Origin of the sequence: Gallibacterium salpingitidis (assembly GCF_030517105.1) — a bacterium.
Taxonomy (GTDB): Bacteria; Pseudomonadota; Gammaproteobacteria; order Enterobacterales; family Pasteurellaceae; genus Gallibacterium; species Gallibacterium salpingitidis.
This window is the reverse complement of record NZ_CP103875.1, coordinates 517,762-538,706: the sequence shown is the minus strand read 5'-3', so window position 1 is coordinate 538,706 and position 20,945 is coordinate 517,762. Positions and strand designations below refer to the sequence as shown.

The window sequence follows — 20,945 nt, the reverse complement described above, 5'->3', positions numbered from 1 at the left end:
ATCTTAATTATTAATTTAGTAATTCCAGACCTAAGCCTTCTGATTTTGCTTTTTTAACAATTGCATCAGCTACAACAACATCTAAAACGGCAGATCCTACCGATTTGAACAATGTTATTTGTTGATCACTATCGCGTCCTTTGATCTCACCATTAATCAACTGCCCTAATTCACCATCATAATCTTGCAAATTAACCAGTCCATTTTGTAATGGTGTAATAAAATCACCCGCTTCATGTAACACACCATCCATAGTATCAAACAAAATAATATCTGCTTGTTGAATCAGCTCGGTTGGAATTTCACACATTTCCGGTGTAAAAGAACCAATGCCATTGATATGCGCTCCTGCTTTTACCCATTCAGCCTGAAATGTTGGCGTCTTAGCTGTAGTCACAGTAGTAATAATATCTGCATCAGTAACGCAGGCTTCACTGGTTTTTACTGGTATAAGTTCACAATCATAATGATGCTGCATTTCAGAACAAAATCTTTTCGCATGTTGAAAATGCAGCGAATACACTCGCACCTCTTTAAGTGAGCGAGCGGTAAGCATTGCTTCCAGTTGTGCTTCCGCTTGACCTCCGGTACCTATTAACGCTCCAATCTTGGCATCTTTTCTGGCCAATAAATCAGTCGCTGCACCTTGTACTGCTCCAGTGCGTAGCTGCGTAAAATAAGTACCATCTAAACAAGCGGTAACAATCCCCGTTACCGGATCTAATACCAACATTAAGGCAAATATACTTGGCAAATTACGCTGAATATTCTTAGGATAAACAGAAGCAATCTTAATACCTAATGCACTATGATCACCTTTAACATAAGCTGGCATATATAAACTTTGCCCTTCATATTGAGCAATATCGAGATTTGTACGTAAAGGAACTTCTGCCATTCCATTAGAATAGGCAGATAGTGCTTTTTTACTTGCTTCAATAGCCTCTCGCATTGAAAAGCTTTGTTTAATATCATTTTTTCTTAGATATAACATACAGTTTCCTCAATTTTTACCTTATATAAATTAAGGAATGATTTTCAAAAATTGTCCTGCATGATACAAAGTTAAACCGGCTTCTGTTGCCCAAGAACGTGCTTTACAAAATGAGAGTGCACACTCATCCACCTGTTTGAACGGAATCGGTAACACTTCTTGATCACCTGTTTGTAAATAATCCGCAAACGCTTTACCAAATAGCGTTCCCGTAGTGATACCGCGTCCATTGAAACCTGATGCTGCCACAATTCCCGGTGCTGGTTCAAAAATACGCATAATATGATCAGGGGTAAAACCAAACTTACCACACCATTCATACTGCCAAGAAAACTTAGGTAAATCTGGGAAATAGTGTTTCTGCACATGATTAGCCCAATTAAGGAAGAAAGATTTTGGTTTGCCACTAAGTTTTCCTACAGTGCCCAACAGCAAACGATCATCTTTATCACGACGAATACTAGACAACGCCATACGTGTGTCCCACGAGCCATTACGATAAGGCAAGATACGTTCCGCAACTTCACCACTTAACGGTTCTGAAGCAATTTGATAATACTCCACAAAATAAAAGCATTTATGGATATTAGTCCATTCACCCTCTGTATAAGCATTGGTTGCAATTACTACTTTTTGAGCTTTTACCGTATATTGATTGCAGTGAACTAACCAATCATTACCTTCACGAGAAATTTGTGTTACTGGTGAGTTTTCAAAAATAGCGACATCTTTGTTATTTGCCGCTATCCCTAAACCTGTGACATAAGCAAAAGGATTGACTGTTCCTGCTCGCTTATCTAACAACGCTTTATTAATCTTTGTTGTTCCACAATATTCATGGCATTTTGCACCAGTTAATACTTCAACATTGGCACCACGTCTGCTTAATTGTTGATAGCGAATATCAACATCAAGCTCGCCGGTTTTATTGTGTGCCATATGTAAATTTCCTGTACGAGTATCTTGTGCATCAATGCCATATTTATCGATCACATCAAAGACAAGTTTTGGTGCTAGCCCCAATGCTGTTGTTAGTTTCTCACCAGCCTGCTCACCTAAATATTGGTTTAAATCATCTGGTCTTGCCCAAGTTCCAGCATTCACTAACCCAACATTACGACCAGAACCACCAGCCCCGACTGTATGAGCTTCTAATACACAAACACGCTGTCCATACTCTGCCAAATGTAATGCTGCAGATAATCCCGTAAACCCTGCACCAATAACACAAACATCTACGTTTAAGTTCTGGTTTAATGTGGGATAACTTGGAATTTCATCTACCAACGTTGACCATAAACATTTTGTTTCACACGTTTGTTTTTCTGTTCCACCTTGTTGTGTATGGTGAGTTGAATGCCCGTTACTCATTATAAATACTCCTTATAAAATCACTTTCTGTATATTTGTTACTTGTTATCTATTAGCGATTGGTCGGTTTATCTCTTGGCATAAATCTACCAATGAATGCCCATAGTAAACCAAATAGAGGAGACAACCAGCAGGCAAAAGCAAAAGGCGCATATAATAACGTGCTTACTCCAAGCGTTGCCGCAACGAAACTTCCGCCCATATTCCAAGGGATTAATGGAGAAAGTAAGGTACCGCAGTCTTCAATTGAACGTGTCAATATCGTCTTTTTATAACCTAGCTCTTCATATTTATCTTTTAATAAGCGCGCTGGTAATACTAAGGTGGTATAAACATCACCTACCAAAGCGCCTACACCAATGATACTCCCGTATGTAGATAGAATTAAACCGAAACGTGTTTTAATGTAACGATTTAAGCGACTCATAATCGTACGTAGGGTACCGTAATATTCCAATGAACCTACAAATGCCAATGCAAAGAAAGTCAATACAATTACCCATGTCATCGACATAGCTCCACCTTTGCTTAATAACTTATCGACAACTTCAAGGCCAGTATTACTAACAGCACCATTTTGTAAGGTATTAAAAATGTCATGCAAGCCAACACCTTGCATAAAGAAGGCAATAATACTCGCAACAACAACTCCACCATAGATGGTTGGCATCGCAGGATATTTTCTAAACGCAGCAAAGATAACTACTGCGGCAGGTAACAAGGTAATTGGACTGATGATGTAGTCTTCTGCTAATTTTTCTTTAATCAATTCAATCGTACTCAAATCAACCGCTTGATCTGAATATTGCATACCGAGTAATGCATAAATAATTAATGAAACTGTCATCGCTGGAATAGTGGTCGGCATCATTCCTTTAATATGATCCCAAAGTTCCACGCCACAGGCAGCAGGTGTTAAGTTAGTTGTTTCTGACAAAGGTGACATTTTATCGCCAAAAAATGCACCAGAAACAATGGCGCCGCCAGTTAAATAGGCTGGAATACCTAATCCCATACCAATTCCCATTAACGCAAGCCCTGCTGTACCTACTGTTCCCCATGATGTTCCCGTTGCCAAAGATAAAATGGAACAAAGAATACATACAGAAACTAAGAAAGTACTTGGCGTAAACCAACTAAAGCCATAATAAAGAATCGTCGGTACAGTACCTGCAATAATCCAGCCACCGATTAACATTCCTACACCAAGCAAAACCATGACAGCAGGAATACCTATTTGGATAACCTGTAAGAAATATTCTTCCATTTCTTGCCATCTTGCTCCTCGACACTTTAGGAACAATCCAGTAATCAAAATACCGCAAACTAAAGGAATATGTGGGGTAAAATCATCAAAATAGAAGAATTGCACCATCAAAATAATGGTCGCTAAAATAAGTGGCGCTAAATCAAGTAATACCGAATTTGATCTTGGCGTAAATTCTGGATTTGGAGTATGTAATCCATTATTACTTTCACTATAAGAGACACCTTTTCTGTCTTTTTTGTCGTTAGTCATAAGCTTCTCTCCTCGATATCGGAAGGCTAATCTAGGCTTTTTTCTTAGTTAGCTCTTGAGAAAAAAACAGTAGGTAATAGCCAGACAACTTACTTGGCTATTATTGTACGCTTGGTACTTAACAAATGATTAAAGAGAATTAGCCGAAATTAATGCCTTGAGCTAACGGTAATTCAGTCGAGTAGTTAATAGTATTGGTTTGACGACGCATATAGTTACGCCATGCATCAGAACCAGATTCACGTCCGCCACCAGTTTCTTTTTCGCCACCAAATGCCCCACCAATTTCAGCACCGCTGGTACCGATATTGACATTGGCAATACCACAATCACTACCTCGATGGCTCATAAATAATTCTGCTTCACGTACATTGTTAGTAAACACACAAGAAGATAATCCTTGTGGTACGTCATTTTGTAACTCGAGCGCCTGATCAAAATCCTCATACTCCATAACATATAAGATTGGCGCAAAAGTTTCGTGTTTCACACATTCACTCTGACCTGGCATTTCAACTAAAGCTGGTTGTACGTAATAGGCATTTGGATATTGATCAGCTAGCACACGTTCACCACCAGTCACCTTACCGCCAGCTGCTGCAGCTTTCTGTAATGCTGATTGCATTGCATCAAAGCTTTGTTTATCAATTAATGGCCCAACTAAATTACCTTCTAATGGATGACCAATAGTGACAGAAGCATAAGCTTTCTTAATTCGCGCCAATACTTCTTCTTTAATTGAAGAATGTACAATCAAGCGACGAAGAGTTGTACAACGTTGTCCTGCGGTTCCCACTGCTGCAAACAAAATACCGCGAATCGCTAAATCTAAATCGGCACTAGGAGTTAAAATCATGGCGTTATTACCACCTAACTCAAGAATACATTTACCAAATCTTGCCGCTACTTTTGGCCCAACTTCACGTCCCATACGAGTACTACCTGTTGCACTAATAAGTGGAACATCTGGGTGAGAAACCAAAGCATCACCAACATCGCGCTCGCCAAGTAATAATTGTGATAAATATGGTGGTGCATCACTACCAAATTTAGCTAATGCCTTTTCAAACAAGGCTTGACAAGCAATTGCAGTTAAAGGTGTTTTTTCTGAAGGTTTCCAGATCACTGGATTACCGCAAATTAAAGCCAAAACCGTATTCCATGACCAAACCGCAACTGGGAAGTTAAATGCAGAAATCACACCGACAACACCTAATGGATGCCAAGTTTCACGCATATGATGTCCTGGGCGTTCAGAAGCAATAGTTAATCCATAAAGCTGACGAGATAAACCTACTGCGAAATCGCAGATATCAATCATTTCTTGAACTTCACCTAGTCCCTCTTGTTTAATTTTTCCTGCTTCCCAAGAAACTAGTGCGCCAAGATCTTCTTTATGCTCACGTAATACTTCACCTAAGATACGAACTAATTCACCACGACGTGGTGCCGGCACTTGTCGCCAAGCTTTAAATGCAGTTACTGCACGTTGCACTTTTTCTTCAACAACTGTCGCTGGCTCCAAATTAATTGCACCAATTTGTTCACCTGTAATTGGGCTTCTTACTTGATAAGTACCGCCTTGATATAGACTTTTCTCAACACCCATTGCTTGCATATATGAATTAATCATATCTTCACCCTCATTCAAATATCTATTATTAATCTGTTGCATAATTGTTAAATTAGCAACAGGAAAAGTACTATATTTATTAACATTCTCCAAAGTAATATAATTCTTGACGACATTCCGTTTTGGAATAGAAACGACGATATCGTAGGCACTTTCTTCGCTATCAGACATAAAAAAATCAACATGCCATTGACATGTTGATCTTGCCTTTATAGATGGGTTATTAATTAAACAATTGTTACTTTAATTTTTTTAATTCAGCCAAACAGCAAGCTAAGCTATCATCCTGAATTTTTTGATAAATTTCATTAATTTCTAATACTTTGGCACCTAATGAATTTTCAAAAATAGCTTGATTCGATTGACTATCATAATGACCTTGTCCACCTTCTCCTAAATTAGATTGGAAAATACCTGCCGCACTAACTGGTAAGAAATCTTCATAGACAATCGGTTCTAGTTTCACGATACCTGCATCAATTAAGGTATTGATATTGTCACTCGTAATATCATTGATTGAAAAACTCGCTAATTTTTGTGCTGCCACTGCTAAATTAGGTTGATAGTAAAAATAAGCCAATCCTTCATCATATAACGCACGATAATCATCTGGAAAATCAACAAAACTTTCTGCTAGATTTTTCATATATTGTGCTGCATTAGCTTCAGTCGGTGCGCCACCAGTTTTTTCTCGTGCGACATTCAACATACGATCATACATTTCACGCCCTTTCGCAGTTAAAGCAACGCCACGTTGTTCAATTTCTCCAAAACGAGCTGTATGCGTTCCCTCTTCTTCACCATTTTCACAGCTAAATTTCACTGCTTCTTCTAATGCTTTAAAGCTAGTTTGACGTAAAAAGATTGGGCATTTACGACGTGGAGGTCCTTCAACAACCGCTTTCGGCGTAATACCGCGTTGGCTCATGCCAACTTGTACTGCATCAATATCTAATGTTCTAGGCGTCAAGTGGTTAATATGCGGGCCTTGGAACGCTACCACATCAGCAATTAAACGATGTTGACGATGTAAATCTTCATATAAAGCTTTACTTACTGGTGAACGATCATGCCAACGGAATGTTTCTAAGGCTTCGCTGACAAACTCTTCAGCATCTTGCTGATTTAAACCACCATCTCGTTCAAATTGTGCAATCAACTCCAATACTCTTGGTGTAAATATATGACGTTGATGTAAAACAGCTTCCGCTTTTTCACGTAATTCCTGGTTATCAATAAGTTCCAAACGCAATAATGAAGTAAATACGCGGAATGGGCTTACATTTAATGATTCAGCATCAATAGCACGAAATGCGGTAGAATGTACCGGTACTCCTGCTGGCGCAAGATCATAATATCCTACCGGATACATACCCATTACAGAAAACAGACGACGCATAGTAGCCAATTCTTCTGGTAATCCTAAACGAATTGCACCATGACGTTCGATGTCTAAACGCGCTAACTCACCCGTAGCAATCAATTGTGCTTTTACAGCTTCATCTGTTGCTAATACATTAGCATTTACATCATTTACTAATTGAATAAGATCGCTATATAGCGGTACTTCTTGCTGATACATTTTTGACATTGCACTAGAAAATAGACGTCTGATATCAGCTGCTGCAACAAAATTACTCATATTTCTCTCCTTTTCACTGACAAAATTAGTTGTGTTCAAATAAGCTCACATTACGCTGATATTGTATGCGGCAATGTTTTTAAGGCTTCTTCAAATATCGCCAATCCCTTAACTAAAAGTTCTGGCTCAATTGTTAATGGTGGTAATAAACGGATAATATGACGATATTTACCACTCGGCATTAGCAATAGCCCTGCTTCACGCGCAGCAGTAAGTAATTGCGGCATCACTGCTGTACCATAACCATATTCCGCATGTTCTAATGTGATCCCACGCATTGCACCAACACCAGTCATTTCACCTAACCAAGGAGAAATATTCTCTGATTTCCAACGTTGATATGTGCTAACCAAAATATCTTCATACGTTTTTGCTTGTTGCCAAATTGTGTCGCTTTGCATAATTTCAATAACAGCCAATGCTGCTGCACAAGCTACAGGATTACCTGAATAAGTACCTCCTAAAGCACCTTTTGATAATCCATTTAATAATTCCGCTCTACCAATTAATGCGCCAAGAGGTAATCCGCCAGCAATACTTTTTGCTAATAGAATTAAATCTGGTTCGATACCTAAGTGCATAAAAGCAAAAGGTTTACCGGTTCTACCAAATCCAGCTTGGATTTCATCTAAAATCAAGACAATGCCATGTTCATCACAGAATTGACGCAAATACTTAGCAAATTCCGGATCTAATGGAATAAAACCGCCTTCACCTAATACTGGCTCGACAATGACTGCGCCAATATTGTCAATATCAGTTTCAATCGCAAATAAACGCTGCAACGCATCTTTCGCAGTTTGAGCACTCACTCCATTACAAACACTCGGATAAGGAATGTGATAAACACAACTTGCTAATGGGCCTAACGATTTTTTATAAGGCGCAACTTTACCGTTTAAATTGACCGCTGCTAAGGTACGTCCATGGAAACCACCATCAAACGCAATCACACCAACCTTACCCGTTTTCATGCGTGCCACTTTTAACGCATTTTCTGTTGCCTCTGCGCCACAATTGGTAAACATTCCGGCAAGTGGTGCATTAATTGGTACCAATTCGCATAATTTAGGCATTAATTCTTGATAAGGTTGATGTCCTACAGCGTTGTAGGCGTAATGGATTAATTTATCGACTTGAGCATGAATTGCTGAGGTAATTTTAGGATTGAGATGGCCAAAATTTAAAACACCGATACCGCCAATAAAATCGATATATCTATTGCCTTTATCATCCCAAACTTCTGCATTTTGTCCGCGTACTAAGGTAATTGGATGCACTGTCGTTAATGCATCTGTAATATGGTATTGTTGATTAGTCATAACGATAATCCTTTGCTTGATAGAGTCATTTCATTGTAGAAACCGCCCCTATCGTCAGCAAACGAATTATTGTCTTAACTACATTCCATTTTTTCTTTGTTGGTTTTTTCTATGTAATTTTTTACCCAATCAATCATCACTTTTACTTTGGGCATACTGCCTTTATGACAAGGATAAGCTAAATAATAATTGCCCATATTTTTCATTTCATAATCCCAGGCTTTTATTAATTTCCCTGTCAATAATTCATTTTTCACCATAATCTTTGGTACTAATGCGATACCACAACCTAATTCTGCTGCAGTAATACACGCATAAAAAGTTTCAAATCGCGGCCCAATAAATGAACAATTTGAATTTACACCTTGCCGTTCAAAATAATAGTACCAATCACTCGGACGCGAATTAGATTGCAATAAGACATAACTATTGATCTCGCATAAACTAGTTAATGGTTTTTCTAAATAATCTGGACGGCAAACCACAATCATTTCTTCTTCAAATAATTGGATCGCTTCCATACCAGACCACACACCATCTCCATGCAAAAATGCAATATCTAGAACATGATCCTCAGAAAAAAAGGATTGTGTTAATTCTTTTACATCTAAATGAATATTTGGGTGAGCTTTACTAAAACCTTTTAATGCAGGAATTAACCATCTTGCACAAAATGTGGGATGAGCAATAATTTTAATCGTTTCTGTTTCTGCGCCATGCGCCATCACATCAATCGTTGATAATTCAATTTGCTTTAATATTTTTTCGACTTCCAGATAATATTTTTTACCTACTGGCGTTAAATATAAACTTTGTGAAGAACGTTGAAATAATTGTAACCTTAATAACTCTTCTAATTGAGCAACTTGTTTACTGACTGCACTTTGCGTCATATGCAATTCTTGCGCTGCTTTAGTAAAACTTAAATGTCTTGCTGCAGTTTCAAAACATTGCATCGCCGTCGTGGACGGATACTTCCGGAAACTAAGCATTTCTATTGCCTCGATCACTGTTCTAAATCTTATCAATTCACAGTTTAGTTTTGCTGATCACAATTTACAATCCATCTTATCGATAAAAATTAACTTTAAACAAAATATCGCTAAATTTGGCTTTTTTAACTTAAGCAAAATCTACCAGATACAATTTGCAAATTGTCTGATAACGATTTCACCATTTTTGTCAATTTTTTGCTATGATAAGCGCCCCTAAAATCAAGCATTACCTCAATTTCTTTAAATTATAGGGAGTTTTATGGCATCAATATTCAATACTTTTCTTGAAAATGAAGAAGCAACTCTTGCCTTTGGTCAAAAATTAAGCCAACTATTGGCTACACAAACCGCAAATTTTGTTATTTATCTTAATGGGCAGCTTGGTGCAGGTAAAACTACACTTACTCGTGCAATTATTCAAAATATGGGATATCAAGGTAATGTTAAAAGTCCTACATATGCTTTAGTGGAAGAGTATCATTTAGCTAATAAAAGCATTTATCACTTTGATCTCTATCGACTTAGTGATCCTGAAGAATTAGAATTTATTGGTTTTCGTGAATATTTTCTCCAAAATACGCTCTGCTTACTTGAATGGTCTGAAAAAGGTGGCGATCTTATTCCTCCTGCCGATTTATTTATTACTATTAATTATCAAGGCAATGCACGTGAAATTACTTTAACAGCAAATTCCGTTGCTGCTGAGCAAATTGTTTGCGCTTTAAATAGAGATCAAGCAAAATAATTATTCGCCACTTTATCTAGAAAAATCCAAATAGCTTATTGAAATAAAAGAAAAAGATGAGAAAAATCGCAACATTAACTTATTGGTTAATCACCATTTTATGTTTTACCTTTAGCCTATCAAGTTTCGCTGGTACGCTAACTTCCGTTAATATCCGTAATACAACTAAAGAAACAAGAGTAGATTTTCGCTTTAACTTACCAAGCAAATACAGTTATTTTTATCTAGAAAAACCTAACAGATTAGTTATTGATTTTGTTAACAGCCAAACTCGTTCAGGTATCTTGCCTCGAACCAACAACAGTAACGTACAAAAAATTGAACAAAATAAATCAAATCGTCCTAATAATTTGCGGATTGTTATCTATTTAGAACAAACAACACACGCTGTTTTTATGAATAATAAAAATAGTATTTCTGTAAAAATTCCTAATCCGAAAGATACTGTTGATAATAGAAAGAATAGTCAAAACAGCAAAACCACAAAAAGCAGTAACAACAACTCTACACATCAGCAAGATAACAATGAAAGCGATAACGTATTACCTGTTATCACTAAAACCCCCTCTCGTTTAGCGCCATATGTCGTCGCAATTGACCCTGGCCATGGTGGTAAAGACCCAGGCGCTATCGGCAAAATATTAAAAGTAAAAGAGAAAAATATTACTCTTTCAATTGCTAAAGAATTAAAGGCGCTTTTGGATCAAGATCCAAATTTTAAAGCAGTCTTAACCCGTAATGGTGACTATTTTATTTCCGTACCGAATCGTTCTGATATTGCACGTAAATATAAAGCGAACTTTTTGATTTCAATCCATGCTGATTCTGCACCAAGCACAGCACCAAAAGGCGCTTCTGTTTGGGTGCTTTCTAATCGTCGAGCCAATAACGAGATGGGGAAATGGCTCGAAGATCATGAAAAACAATCTGAATTATTAGGTGGTGCAGGTAGTGTACTGTCTACCCATAATGAAAAATATCTCGGACAAACCGTTCTTGATTTACAATTTGGTCATTCACAACGTGTTGGCTATGAATTAGGAGATAACATTTTGCGCCGATTTGGACAAATCGCACAATTAAGCCGAAAAGAACCACAACACGCTAGCTTAGGAGTGCTTCGCGCACCAGATATTCCATCTGTATTAGTAGAAACTGGGTTTGTAAGCAATAAAATTGAAGAACAAAAATTAAACACTTTAACCTATCGTCGCCAAATTGCGCGTGCTATTTATAATGGACTGGTTGATTATCGTAAAAATAATTTAGTTAATATTGTACCTATCCCAAAATCAACTGCACAAAAAAAACATGACGCAGCAATGCCAGAATTCCATATCGTAGGTAAGGATGAAACGCTATATCAAATTTCTCGTACTTATAATATTTCTATCAACCAACTATTGAAACTTAATCCTAAGCTCAATCCAGATCATTTATTGGTTGGACAAAAAATACATTTAAAAGAGAAATAATTATGCCAATTCAGATTTTGCCACCATTACTTGCTAACCAGATTGCCGCTGGAGAAGTGGTCGAACGTCCTGCTTCTGTAGTTAAAGAGCTTGTCGAAAATAGCCTTGATGCAGGTGCCAATAAGATTCAAATAGACATTGAACAAAGTGGCTGCCGTTTAATCCGAATCAGAGATAATGGTTATGGCATTCCTAAAGAAGAATTAAAACTCTCTTTGATGCGCCATGCCACCAGTAAAATTGCGACATTGGATGATTTAGAAAATATTCTGAGTTTAGGTTTTCGTGGTGAGGCTTTAGCCAGTATTAGTTCAGTTTCACGCCTGACTTTAACTTCCCGTACCGCCGAACAGAACGAAGCGTGGCAAGTCTATGCACAAGGGCAAGAGATGGAAACGACCATTATCCTAGCATCTCATCCCGTAGGCACAACCGTTGAAGTGGCTAATCTCTTTTTTAACACACCAGCACGCCGTAAATTTTTGCGTTCTGAAAAAACTGAATTTGCTCATATTGATGAAGTGGTAAAACGAATTGCACTGGCGAAACCTACTATCCATTTTATCTTGACTCATAATGGAAGACTCGTTCATCAATACAAACCTGCTAATGACACTGCCTCACAATTAAAACGACTTGCCGCCATTTGTGGTCAAGATTTTACTGAGCACGCATTACGTATTGATTGGCAATATGATGATATGTATTTGCATGGATGGATTGCTGCGCCACAATTTTATCGTTCACAAAACGATTTTAATTACAGCTATGTTAATGGACGAATGATGAAAGATAAGGTGATTTTACATGCCTTACGTCAAGCTTATGCAGATTATCTATCAACAGAACAATATCCTGCTTTTGTACTTTTCTTAGAGATAGATCCGACTTTAGTTGATATTAATGTTCATCCAACGAAACACGAAGTCCGTTTTCACCAATCACGATTAGTGCACGATTTTATTCTACAAGGTGTTAGCAATGCTTTAGCACAAAGTGGTCAATTATTACTAGATGATGTTGATAAGCAAATTGAAATACCAACACAAAATGAAATAGCTGCTGAACCCTCTAGTTCATATCATTCCGTAACAGCAACGGAACGTTTTTCAGCATTGCCACAAAACCGTTCTGCTGCGGGTCAAAATATTTTTAACCAGCCAAGAAATTACACTAGCTCAGCAAAAACTAATGATAAAGCCGCTTTTCAACAATATGTTCACTTTATGCAAGCTGCACAAATGAATGATCTAGACACAATCATAGAACTACCTTCATCAAACATCACTGATCAGCATAGTAATATCTCTGTAACTGCTGCAAATCAACCAAACTCAACAACAGAGCATTTAAAAGTATTAACTCTATTACCACAAGGTTATATCTGTTTGCAGCGTTATGACAAAATATATCTCCTTTCAACAAACAAGTTGCAGAAACTCGCTTGCAGGCAACAATTACAAGATAGCAACAAAATATGCCAAGCTTTACTAATTCCAATTACATTTCAATTAGATAAAACTCAGTTATCTCATTACGAAAAGTACCAAACCTATTTTCAACAAGCAGGTTTTACAATACAACGCTATAACGATCGCATTACTATTACTCATATTGCAGCTTTCTTGCGTCATCAAAACCTACAACAATTAACGATCGCATTATTAAATACTGAAATTGCAGCGTTTGCTGACTTCATAGAAACAATTTTCCAACAAGTTATCTTCACACCAATTAGTGTGTTAGCTGATGCAATCAATCTAATTCAAAATATAGAACAACAAGCTGCTCATAATAGCAATCTCATTTTAGCTGCCAGTACAGAAATCGACTTAACCCCTTACTTAAAGGAGATTAATGATGACAACTAAGCCACTCGCCCTTTTCTTAATGGGACCAACAGCTTCTGGCAAAACGGGATTAGCTATTCAACTCAGTAAAGAGATACCTTGTGAAATTATTAGTGTTGATTCTGCGCTTATTTATCGTGGTATGGATATCGGTACAGCCAAACCTACTGCTGAAGAACTCGCAGAAACACCGCATCGATTAATTGATATTAAGGATCCTGCCGAAAGTTATTCGGCTGCTGATTTTCGTCTTGATGCATTGCAAGCAATGCAAGAAATCAGCGCAAAAGGGAAAATCCCACTGCTAGTTGGTGGCACTATGTTGTACTATAAAGCCTTGCTTGAAGGGCTCTCACCGCTACCACAAGCTAACCCAATAATTAGAGCGGAAATAGAAAATAAGGCGCAACAATTAGGTTGGCAAGCATTACATCAAGAATTAGCACAAGTCGATCCGCAGGCGGCACTACGTATTCACCCAAATGATCCACAAAGAATTAATCGTGCACTAGAGGTCTATTATCTCACTGGGAAATCACTAACAGAATTGACCGAACAAAAGGGTGAGCCGTTACCATATCAATTATTACAATTTGCGATTGCACCTCAAGATAGAAGCGTTTTACATCAACGTATCGAAATACGTTTCCATCAAATGCTAGCACAAGGTTTCCAACAAGAAGTGGAAAAACTTTATCAAAGAAATGATCTTCATCTGGATTTACCCTCTATTCGCTGCGTAGGATATCGCCAAATGTGGGAATTTTTACAAGGTAAATATGATTACGATGAAATGGTATATCGTAGCATCTGTGCTACAAGACAATTAGCAAAACGGCAAATTACTTGGCTGCGTGGTTGGAATTCTCCAATTATTTGGTTAGACAGCTTAAATATTGAACAAGCTAAACTAACAATTCTTGAAAAAATAACACAAATCGAAACTTAACAAAGAATCTTGCAATTTCAGGGATGACATAACAAAATATTACTGTTATATTGTTACGCGGGCTTTCAAGCGTTTTGGCTTCTTAGTTTCATCCGTTACACAACATCAAAAACTAAGATTTTTGCAAGATTATTAGCATTTTAACCAAAAAGGAAAAGAAAATGGCAAAAGGACAATCATTACAAGATCCTTATTTAAATGCACTTCGTCGTGAACGTATTCCTGTTTCAATCTACCTAGTAAACGGTATTAAACTACAAGGACAAATTGAATCTTTTGACCAATTCGTCATTCTTCTTAAAAATACTGTCAGCCAAATGGTATATAAACACGCTATTTCTACTGTAGTGCCTGCACGTGCAATTGCACACCATAATCATCAATCTAATGGATCTGCTACACAAGAAGAATCTGCTGACATTATTACTACTGAAGAAGAATAATTTCACTTCATCTCATCATTCTTGCTAAGATTTCCTTATACTATTAATAAGGAAATCTTTTGTTATTTGTTAAATAATATAATCCTCCTCTTACTTATATCACCAAACAACCAATTTCTTCTTATAATTATTATTGTTACGTAAATATTTTTATTATTGCAACAAGGTAACTTATTTGTTACAAATAGATTTCTTTTTCATCTAACTCACTTTAGGGAGAATCCTATGCAAAAAAATCCTCATCCTTGGAAAAAGAATATCTTCACTTTATTATTAGCATTACCTTTAATCAGTCTTAGCGTTTCCGCTAACAATAGCCCTCCTACCACGACACAACCAACTCAACAAACAACAGCTGCTGCACAACGCTATGATAGTAGCAAAGATATTTTCCATCCTGTCTATGGTAAACAAGGCATGGTCGCTACAGAACAACACCTTGCCACTGAAGTTGGACTTGCTATCTTAAAAGAAGGTGGTAACGCTGTTGATGCTGCAGTTGCTGTCGGTTTTGCTCTAGCTGTGGTATTACCAAATGCTGGTAATATTGGAGGCGGCGGTTTTATGGTGCTACATGATGCGAAATCTGGTGAAGATTTTGCAATTGATTTCCGTGAAGTTGCCCCATTAAAAGCACACAAGGATATGTACTTAGATGAAAAAGGAAATGTTATTGATGGTAAATCACTATTTACCCATTTTGCTGTCGGTGTTCCCGGCACAGTAGCTGGTATGGAATATGCGTTGAAAAAATGGGGAACAATGCCATTAGAAAAAGTAATCGCACCAGCAATTAAATTGGCAGAAAATGGATTTACAGTGAGCGATACATTAGCCGATACTCTTGAAGTTGAAAAAGATAATTTAGGTAAATGGGAGAGTACAAAAGCTATCTTCTTCAAAGATGGAAAACCATTAGCAAGCGGTGATAAATTGGTACAACGCGACTTGGCTCACTCTCTTAGTTTAATTGCTAAACAAGGTGCAGAAGCTTTCTATCAAGGCGAAATAGCGCAAAAGATCGTCAAAGAAATGGAAAAACATGGCGGTTTAATTTCACTTGAAGATATGAAAGGTTATCAAATCGTAGAAAGAAAACCTGTCGTAGGCGAATATCGTGGATACAAAATTGTCACTATGCCTCCTCCGAGTTCTGGTGGCGCACACTTAATCCAAATCTTAAATATTCTAGAACGCTATCCATTACAACAATATGGAGCTAATAGTGCAAAAACAATCAGACATTACGCTGAAGCTATGAAATTAGCTTACGCTGATCGCTCAGAATATTTAGGAGATCCTGATTTTGTTAAAATCCCATTAAAAGGATTAATTTCGAAAAAATATGCTGATGAATTAGCGAAGAAGATCTCTGATAAACATATTGTCCCAGCAAGTGAAATAAAACCTGGTAAACCTCAGCCATATGAAAGTGATCAAACAACACACTATTCTATTATGGATAAATTTGGGAATGCCGTTGCGGTAACTTATACATTGAATTTGAATTTCGGAACCGGAATTGTAGCGGAAGGTACTGGAATTCTATTAAATAATGAAATGGATGATTTTTCTGCTAAACCTGGTGTTCCAAATGCGTTTGGTCTAATTGGCGGTACCGCAAATGCTATCGATGCGAAGAAAAGACCACTGTCCTCAATGACACCTACCATTGTAATGAAAGACAATAAACCTTGGTTAGTGACAGGAAGCCCTGGTGGTGCAAGAATTATTACTACTGTACTACAAAGTATCCTTAACACTATCGATTATAAAATGAATGTTGCTGAAGCCATTTCTTCACCAAGGGTTCATCATCAATGGTTACCTGATGAATTACGTATCGAAGAAGGTATTAGCCCTGATACAATTCATCTATTAGAACAACAAGGTTATAAGGTTGTCACCAAGGCGTCTATGGGTAGAGTACAAATTATTCAATCTACAGATGAAGGATTCTTTGGAGCTTCAGATCCGCGTAACCCAGATGGAAAAACTTTAGGATACTAATGTTTTAAATTTATCATTTATCTCAAGCGCTAATCTTCAAAAATTAGCGCTTTTTTTATTCTATAAAGTCTTAGCTTAATAGACAAAAGTGCAGAAAAAACGATTGAAGCCTTATAGTAAAAAGCGCTAAGTCACTTTTCTAGCAATCATTCTTCTACTATATCATCATATAATTTATAAAATTGTCTCTGATTTAAGTGGCAATTTTTTCTCTTTTCCTTCCCACTTATTCATTTCTACAAACTCTATTCCTTAGCCATTTCAATGGTATGAATAGCGAAGAGATTTACACAACTTAGTCGCTTAATAGACACAGAGAAAGTGAGCTAATTGGTGATTGATGATTGATGATTGATGATTGATGATTGATGATTGATGATTGATGATTGATGATTGGAATAGCTTAAGCAAAAGCCAGCCATCCCTAAAAAATCAAAAAACAAAAAGTAGAAAAATAAAAAACAGAAAACAGAAACCCAAAATCACAAAATAAAAAAAACAATAAAAAAAACGCTAGCTGACTCCTCAACTAGCGTCCTTCTCGCTTTTTCTTTAACCTGGCAGTGACCTACTCTCACATGGGGAATCCCCACACTACCATCGGCATTACGACATTTCACTTCTGAGTTCGGCATGGATTCAGGTGGGTCTATCGCATTCTCGCCGCCAGGATTAATTCTTTTGACTTGTCTCTTTTCTTTCTTTATCTATATTTATCTTCTCTCTAAAACTTACACAAGCTGTCAACTCGTCAGTGAGCTTTCTTTCTCTCTCACTTCCCTCTCACTGCTTTCTCTCTCTCGCTTCTTCGCTTTTTTCGCTTTTCCGCTTTTCTTACCTGCTCTCTTCGGGTAAAAACCCTTCAGCGTTGTATAGTTAAGCCTCTCGGGCAATTAGTATGGGTTAGCTCAATGACTCACATCACTTACACACCCCACCTATCTACGTCGTCGTCTTCAACAACCCTTACAATCTCTCGATTGGGACAACTCATCTCGGGGCAAGTTTCGTGCTTAGATGCTTTCAGCACTTATCTCTCCCGCACTTAGCTACCCAGCATTGCTTCTGGCGAAACAACTGGAACACCAGCGGTGCGTCCACTCCGGTCCTCTCGTACTAGGAGCAGCCCCCCTCAATTCTCCTTCGCCCACGGCGAGATAGGGACCGAACTGTCTCACGACGTTCTAAACCCAGCTCGCGTACCACTTTAAATGGCGAACAGCCATACCCTTGGGACCTACTTCAGCCCCAGGATGTGATGAGCCGACATCGAGGTGCCAAACACCGCCGTCGATATGAACTCTTGGGCGGTATCAGCCTGTTATCCCCGGAGTACCTTTTATCCGTTGAGCGATGGCCCTTCCATTCAGAACCACCGGATCACTATGACCTACTTTCGTACCTGCTCGACTTGTCCGTCTCGCAGTCAAGCTTGCTTCTACCATTGTACTAACCTCACGATGTCCGACCGTGATTAGCAAACCTTCGTACTCCTCCGTTACTCTTTGGGAGGAGACCGCCCCAGTCAAACTACCCACCAGACACTGTCCGAATACCCGTTACAGGTACCTCGTTAGAACATCAAACGTTAAAGGGTGGTATTTCAACATCGACTCCTTACCAACTGGCGTCAGTATCTCTCAGTCTCCCACCTATCCTACACATTAAAATTCAAGGTTCAGTGTCAAGCTATAGTAAAGGTTCACGGGGTCTTTCCGTCTAGCCGCGGGTACACCGCATCTTCACGGCGATTTCAATTTCACTGAGTCTCGGGTGGAGACAGCCTGGCCATCATTACGCCATTCGTGCAGGTCGGAACTTACCCGACAAGGAATTTCGCTACCTTAGGACCGTTATAGTTACGGCCGCCGTTTACTGGGGCTTCGATCAAGTGCTTCTCTTTCAATAACACCATCAATTAACCTTCCAGCACCGGGCAGGCGTCACACCCTATACGTCCACTTGCGTGTTTGCAGAGTGCTGTGTTTTTATTAAACAGTTGCAGCCAGCAGGTCTCTTCGACTGGTTCATGCTCCATCTGTGCAGACTTCACACTACGCCAGCGCACCTTCTCCCGAAGTTACGGTGCTATTTTGCCTAGTTCCTTCACCCGAGTTCTCTCAAGCGCCTTAGTATTCTCTACCTGACCACCTGTGTCGGTTTTCAGTACGGTTTATTAGATAATGTGCTTAGCAGCTTTTCCTGGAAGCTTGGCATCAACAACTTCGCAACCGTAGTTACTCCTCATCACGCCTCAGCATTAATGGTGCGGATTTGCCTACACCATCTACCTACACGCTTGAACAGACCCTTCCGTCCGTCTGCTTGCCTAGCCTTCTCCGTCCCTACATCGCTTATCTAACAAGTATGGGAATATTAACCCATTTCCCATCGACTACGCTCTTCAGCCTCGCCTTAGGGGCCGACTCACCCTGCCCCGATTAACGTTGGACAGGAAACCTTGGTCTTCCGGCGAGCGGGCCTTTCACCCGCTTTATCGTTACTTATGTCAGCATTCGCACTTGTGATACCTCCAGCAACCCTCTCAAGTCACCTTCTTCGGCTTACACAACGCTCCCCTACCCAACAGGCGTATCACTAATATTCCTTCAATCTCACACCCCCTCCACTCAACGTGTTGGGCGCTTGACCAACTTGCTCTATACTTTCGCAAGTTGTTAATCGTAAGGCGTATTAGTGATACGCCTGATGCCGCAGCTTCGGTGCTATATTTTAGCCCCGTTACATCTTCCGCGCAGACCGACTCGACTAGTGAGCTATTACGCTTTCTTTAAATGATGGCTGCTTCTAAGCCAACATCCTAGCTGTCTATGCCTTTCCACCTCGTTTCCCACTTAATATAGACTTTGGGACCTTAGCTGGCGGTCTGGGTTGTTTCCCTCTCCACGACGAACGTTAGCACCCGCCGTGTGTCTCCTATATATTACTCTTTGGTATTCGCAGTTTGCATCGGGTTGGTAATCCGGGATGGACCCCTAGCCGAAACAGTGCTCTACCCCCAAAGGTATTCATATAAGGCTCTACCTAAATAGATTTCGGGGAGAACCAGCTATCTCCCGGTTTGATTGGCCTTTCACCCCCAGCCACAATTCATCCGCTACTTTTTCAACAGTAGTCGGTTCGGTCCTCCAGTTAGTGTTACCCAACCTTCAACCTGACCATGGCTAGATCACCGGGTTTCGGGTCTATACCTTGCAACTTCCGCCCAGTTAAGACTCGGTTTCCCTTCGGCTCCCCTATCCGGTTAACCTCGCTACAAAATATAACTCGCTGACCCATTATACAAAAGGTACGCAGTCACATAGTCTCCTATGCTCCCACTGCTTGTACGTACACGGTTTCAGGTTCTCTTTCACTCCCCTCCCGGGGTTCTTTTCGCCTTTCCCTCACGGTACTGGTTCACTATCGGTCAATCAGGAGTATTTAGCCTTGGAGGATGGTCCCCCCTTCTTCAGACAAGATTCCTCGTGTCTCGCCCTACTTCTTGTTAGCTTAGTACCATAAAGGATTCTTCAGATACGGGATTGTCACCCTCTTCGATTGAGCTTCCCAACTCATTCTCCTAAATCCTTTACTATCTCTAACGGCTACTCCACTTTCGCTCGCCGCTACTCGCAGAATCTCGGTTGATTTCTTTTCCTCAGGGTACTGAGATGTTTCAGTTCTCCTGGTTCGCTTCACTATCCTATAGATTCAGACAGTGATGATAGATTCTTCATCTACCGGGTTTCCCCATTCGGATATCGTGGAGTTAACGCTTCTTATCAACTCCTCCACGCTTTTCGCAGATTAGCACGTCCTTCTTCGCCTCTGATTGCCTAGGCATCCACCGTGTACGCTTACTTACTTAACTATACAACCTCAAGGATTCTCTCCCTTCAGTCGCTCGCTTTTGAGTTCTCAGTTTTCAGCTTGTGTCTTCGTTTTTAAAGAGCAATATTCAGACTTTCGTCATGACTAAAAGGTTAAGTGTTTC

General features: G+C 39.1%; 12 protein-coding genes, 2 rRNA genes and 2 pseudogenes. 7 read left to right on the top strand and 9 right to left on the bottom strand.

Features of this window, described 5'->3' with window-relative positions; all coding sequences use genetic code 11:
* Positions 1-10 precede the first annotated feature (10 nt).
* From NYR30_RS02560 to NYR30_RS02530, 7 genes are all read right to left on the bottom strand, one after another.
* On the bottom strand, positions 11-994 hold the full coding sequence (locus NYR30_RS02560) for an ornithine cyclodeaminase family protein (RefSeq protein ID WP_302501790.1): 984 nt from the start codon (positions 992-994) through the stop codon (positions 11-13).
* 30 nt (positions 995-1,024) lie between these two features.
* Positions 1,025-2,365: an L-pipecolate oxidase gene (gene amaA, locus NYR30_RS02555; RefSeq protein ID WP_302501789.1), complete on the bottom strand. Its 1,341-nt coding sequence runs from the start codon at positions 2,363-2,365 to the stop codon at positions 1,025-1,027.
* 52 nt (positions 2,366-2,417) lie between these two features.
* Entirely contained in the window at positions 2,418-3,884 is a 1,467-nt protein-coding gene (gene nhaC, locus NYR30_RS02550) for a Na+/H+ antiporter NhaC (protein ID WP_066111563.1), read from the bottom strand.
* 139 nt (positions 3,885-4,023) lie between these two features.
* Positions 4,024-5,688: an L-piperidine-6-carboxylate dehydrogenase gene (gene amaB / locus NYR30_RS02545; RefSeq protein ID WP_367401230.1), complete on the bottom strand. Its 1,665-nt coding sequence runs from the start codon at positions 5,686-5,688 to the stop codon at positions 4,024-4,026.
* A gap of 67 nt (positions 5,689-5,755) precedes the next feature.
* Entirely contained in the window at positions 5,756-7,159 is a 1,404-nt protein-coding gene (hglS, locus tag NYR30_RS02540) for a 2-oxoadipate dioxygenase/decarboxylase HglS (protein ID WP_066111559.1), read from the bottom strand.
* A 50-nt stretch (positions 7,160-7,209) separates the two neighbouring features.
* Positions 7,210-8,481 carry a 2-aminoadipate transaminase gene (locus NYR30_RS02535; protein ID WP_066111557.1) on the bottom strand — a complete coding sequence of 424 codons (1,272 nt, stop codon included), beginning with the start codon at positions 8,479-8,481 and terminating at the stop codon, positions 7,210-7,212.
* 74 nt (positions 8,482-8,555) lie between these two features.
* Positions 8,556-9,473, bottom strand: a complete 918-nt coding sequence (locus NYR30_RS02530) for a LysR substrate-binding domain-containing protein (protein ID WP_066111555.1) — start codon at positions 9,471-9,473, stop codon at positions 8,556-8,558.
* 262 nt (positions 9,474-9,735) lie between these two features.
* On the opposite strand from NYR30_RS02530, the gene tsaE reads away from it, so the two are divergent.
* From tsaE to ggt, 7 genes and pseudogenes are all read left to right on the top strand, one after another.
* On the top strand, positions 9,736-10,221 hold the full coding sequence (gene tsaE / locus NYR30_RS02525; RefSeq protein ID WP_302501788.1) for a tRNA (adenosine(37)-N6)-threonylcarbamoyltransferase complex ATPase subunit type 1 TsaE: 486 nt from the start codon (positions 9,736-9,738) through the stop codon (positions 10,219-10,221).
* Between the two features lie 56 nt (positions 10,222-10,277).
* Positions 10,278-10,544 (top strand): annotated as a pseudogene (locus NYR30_RS02520) (AMIN domain-containing protein); the annotation flags it as partial.
* A gap of 228 nt (positions 10,545-10,772) precedes the next feature.
* A pseudogene (locus NYR30_RS02515) lies at positions 10,773-11,690 on the top strand (N-acetylmuramoyl-L-alanine amidase); the annotation flags it as partial.
* Between the two features lie 8 nt (positions 11,691-11,698).
* The gene (gene mutL / locus NYR30_RS02510) at positions 11,699-13,567 is read left to right on the top strand and encodes a DNA mismatch repair endonuclease MutL (RefSeq protein WP_302501787.1); all 1,869 of its coding nucleotides are present in this window, start codon (positions 11,699-11,701) and stop codon (positions 13,565-13,567) included.
* Entirely contained in the window at positions 13,557-14,495 is a 939-nt protein-coding gene (miaA, locus tag NYR30_RS02505) for a tRNA (adenosine(37)-N6)-dimethylallyltransferase MiaA (protein ID WP_066111547.1), read from the top strand. Before mutL ends, miaA begins: the two co-directional genes overlap by 11 nt.
* A gap of 161 nt (positions 14,496-14,656) precedes the next feature.
* Entirely contained in the window at positions 14,657-14,938 is a 282-nt protein-coding gene (gene hfq / locus NYR30_RS02500; RefSeq protein WP_066104841.1) for an RNA chaperone Hfq, read from the top strand.
* 225 nt (positions 14,939-15,163) lie between these two features.
* The gene (ggt, locus tag NYR30_RS02495; RefSeq protein ID WP_066104839.1) at positions 15,164-16,948 is read left to right on the top strand and encodes a gamma-glutamyltransferase; all 1,785 of its coding nucleotides are present in this window, start codon (positions 15,164-15,166) and stop codon (positions 16,946-16,948) included.
* A gap of 555 nt (positions 16,949-17,503) precedes the next feature.
* Here ggt and rrf read toward each other — a convergent pair.
* Both rrf and NYR30_RS02485 read right to left on the bottom strand, forming a co-directional pair.
* A 5S ribosomal RNA gene (gene rrf, locus NYR30_RS02490) occupies positions 17,504-17,619 on the bottom strand.
* 201 nt (positions 17,620-17,820) lie between these two features.
* A 23S ribosomal RNA gene (locus NYR30_RS02485) occupies positions 17,821-20,822 on the bottom strand.
* Positions 20,823-20,945 lie beyond the last annotated feature (123 nt).

Coding starts and splice junctions, on each gene's coding strand:
- NYR30_RS02560 (WP_302501790.1), bottom strand. CDS start 994: ATGTTATATCTAAGAAAAAATGATATTAAACAAAGCTTTTCAATGCGA.
- amaA (WP_302501789.1), bottom strand. CDS start 2,365: ATGAGTAACGGGCATTCAACTCACCATACACAACAAGGTGGAACAGAA.
- nhaC (WP_066111563.1), bottom strand. CDS start 3,884: ATGACTAACGACAAAAAAGACAGAAAAGGTGTCTCTTATAGTGAAAGT.
- amaB (WP_367401230.1), bottom strand. CDS start 5,688: ATGTCTGATAGCGAAGAAAGTGCCTACGATATCGTCGTTTCTATTCCA.
- hglS (WP_066111559.1), bottom strand. CDS start 7,159: ATGAGTAATTTTGTTGCAGCAGCTGATATCAGACGTCTATTTTCTAGT.
- NYR30_RS02535 (WP_066111557.1), bottom strand. CDS start 8,481: ATGACTAATCAACAATACCATATTACAGATGCATTAACGACAGTGCAT.
- NYR30_RS02530 (WP_066111555.1), bottom strand. CDS start 9,473: ATGCTTAGTTTCCGGAAGTATCCGTCCACGACGGCGATGCAATGTTTT.
- tsaE (WP_302501788.1), top strand. CDS start 9,736: ATGGCATCAATATTCAATACTTTTCTTGAAAATGAAGAAGCAACTCTT.
- mutL (WP_302501787.1), top strand. CDS start 11,699: ATGCCAATTCAGATTTTGCCACCATTACTTGCTAACCAGATTGCCGCT.
- miaA (WP_066111547.1), top strand. CDS start 13,557: ATGACAACTAAGCCACTCGCCCTTTTCTTAATGGGACCAACAGCTTCT.
- hfq (WP_066104841.1), top strand. CDS start 14,657: ATGGCAAAAGGACAATCATTACAAGATCCTTATTTAAATGCACTTCGT.
- ggt (WP_066104839.1), top strand. CDS start 15,164: ATGCAAAAAAATCCTCATCCTTGGAAAAAGAATATCTTCACTTTATTA.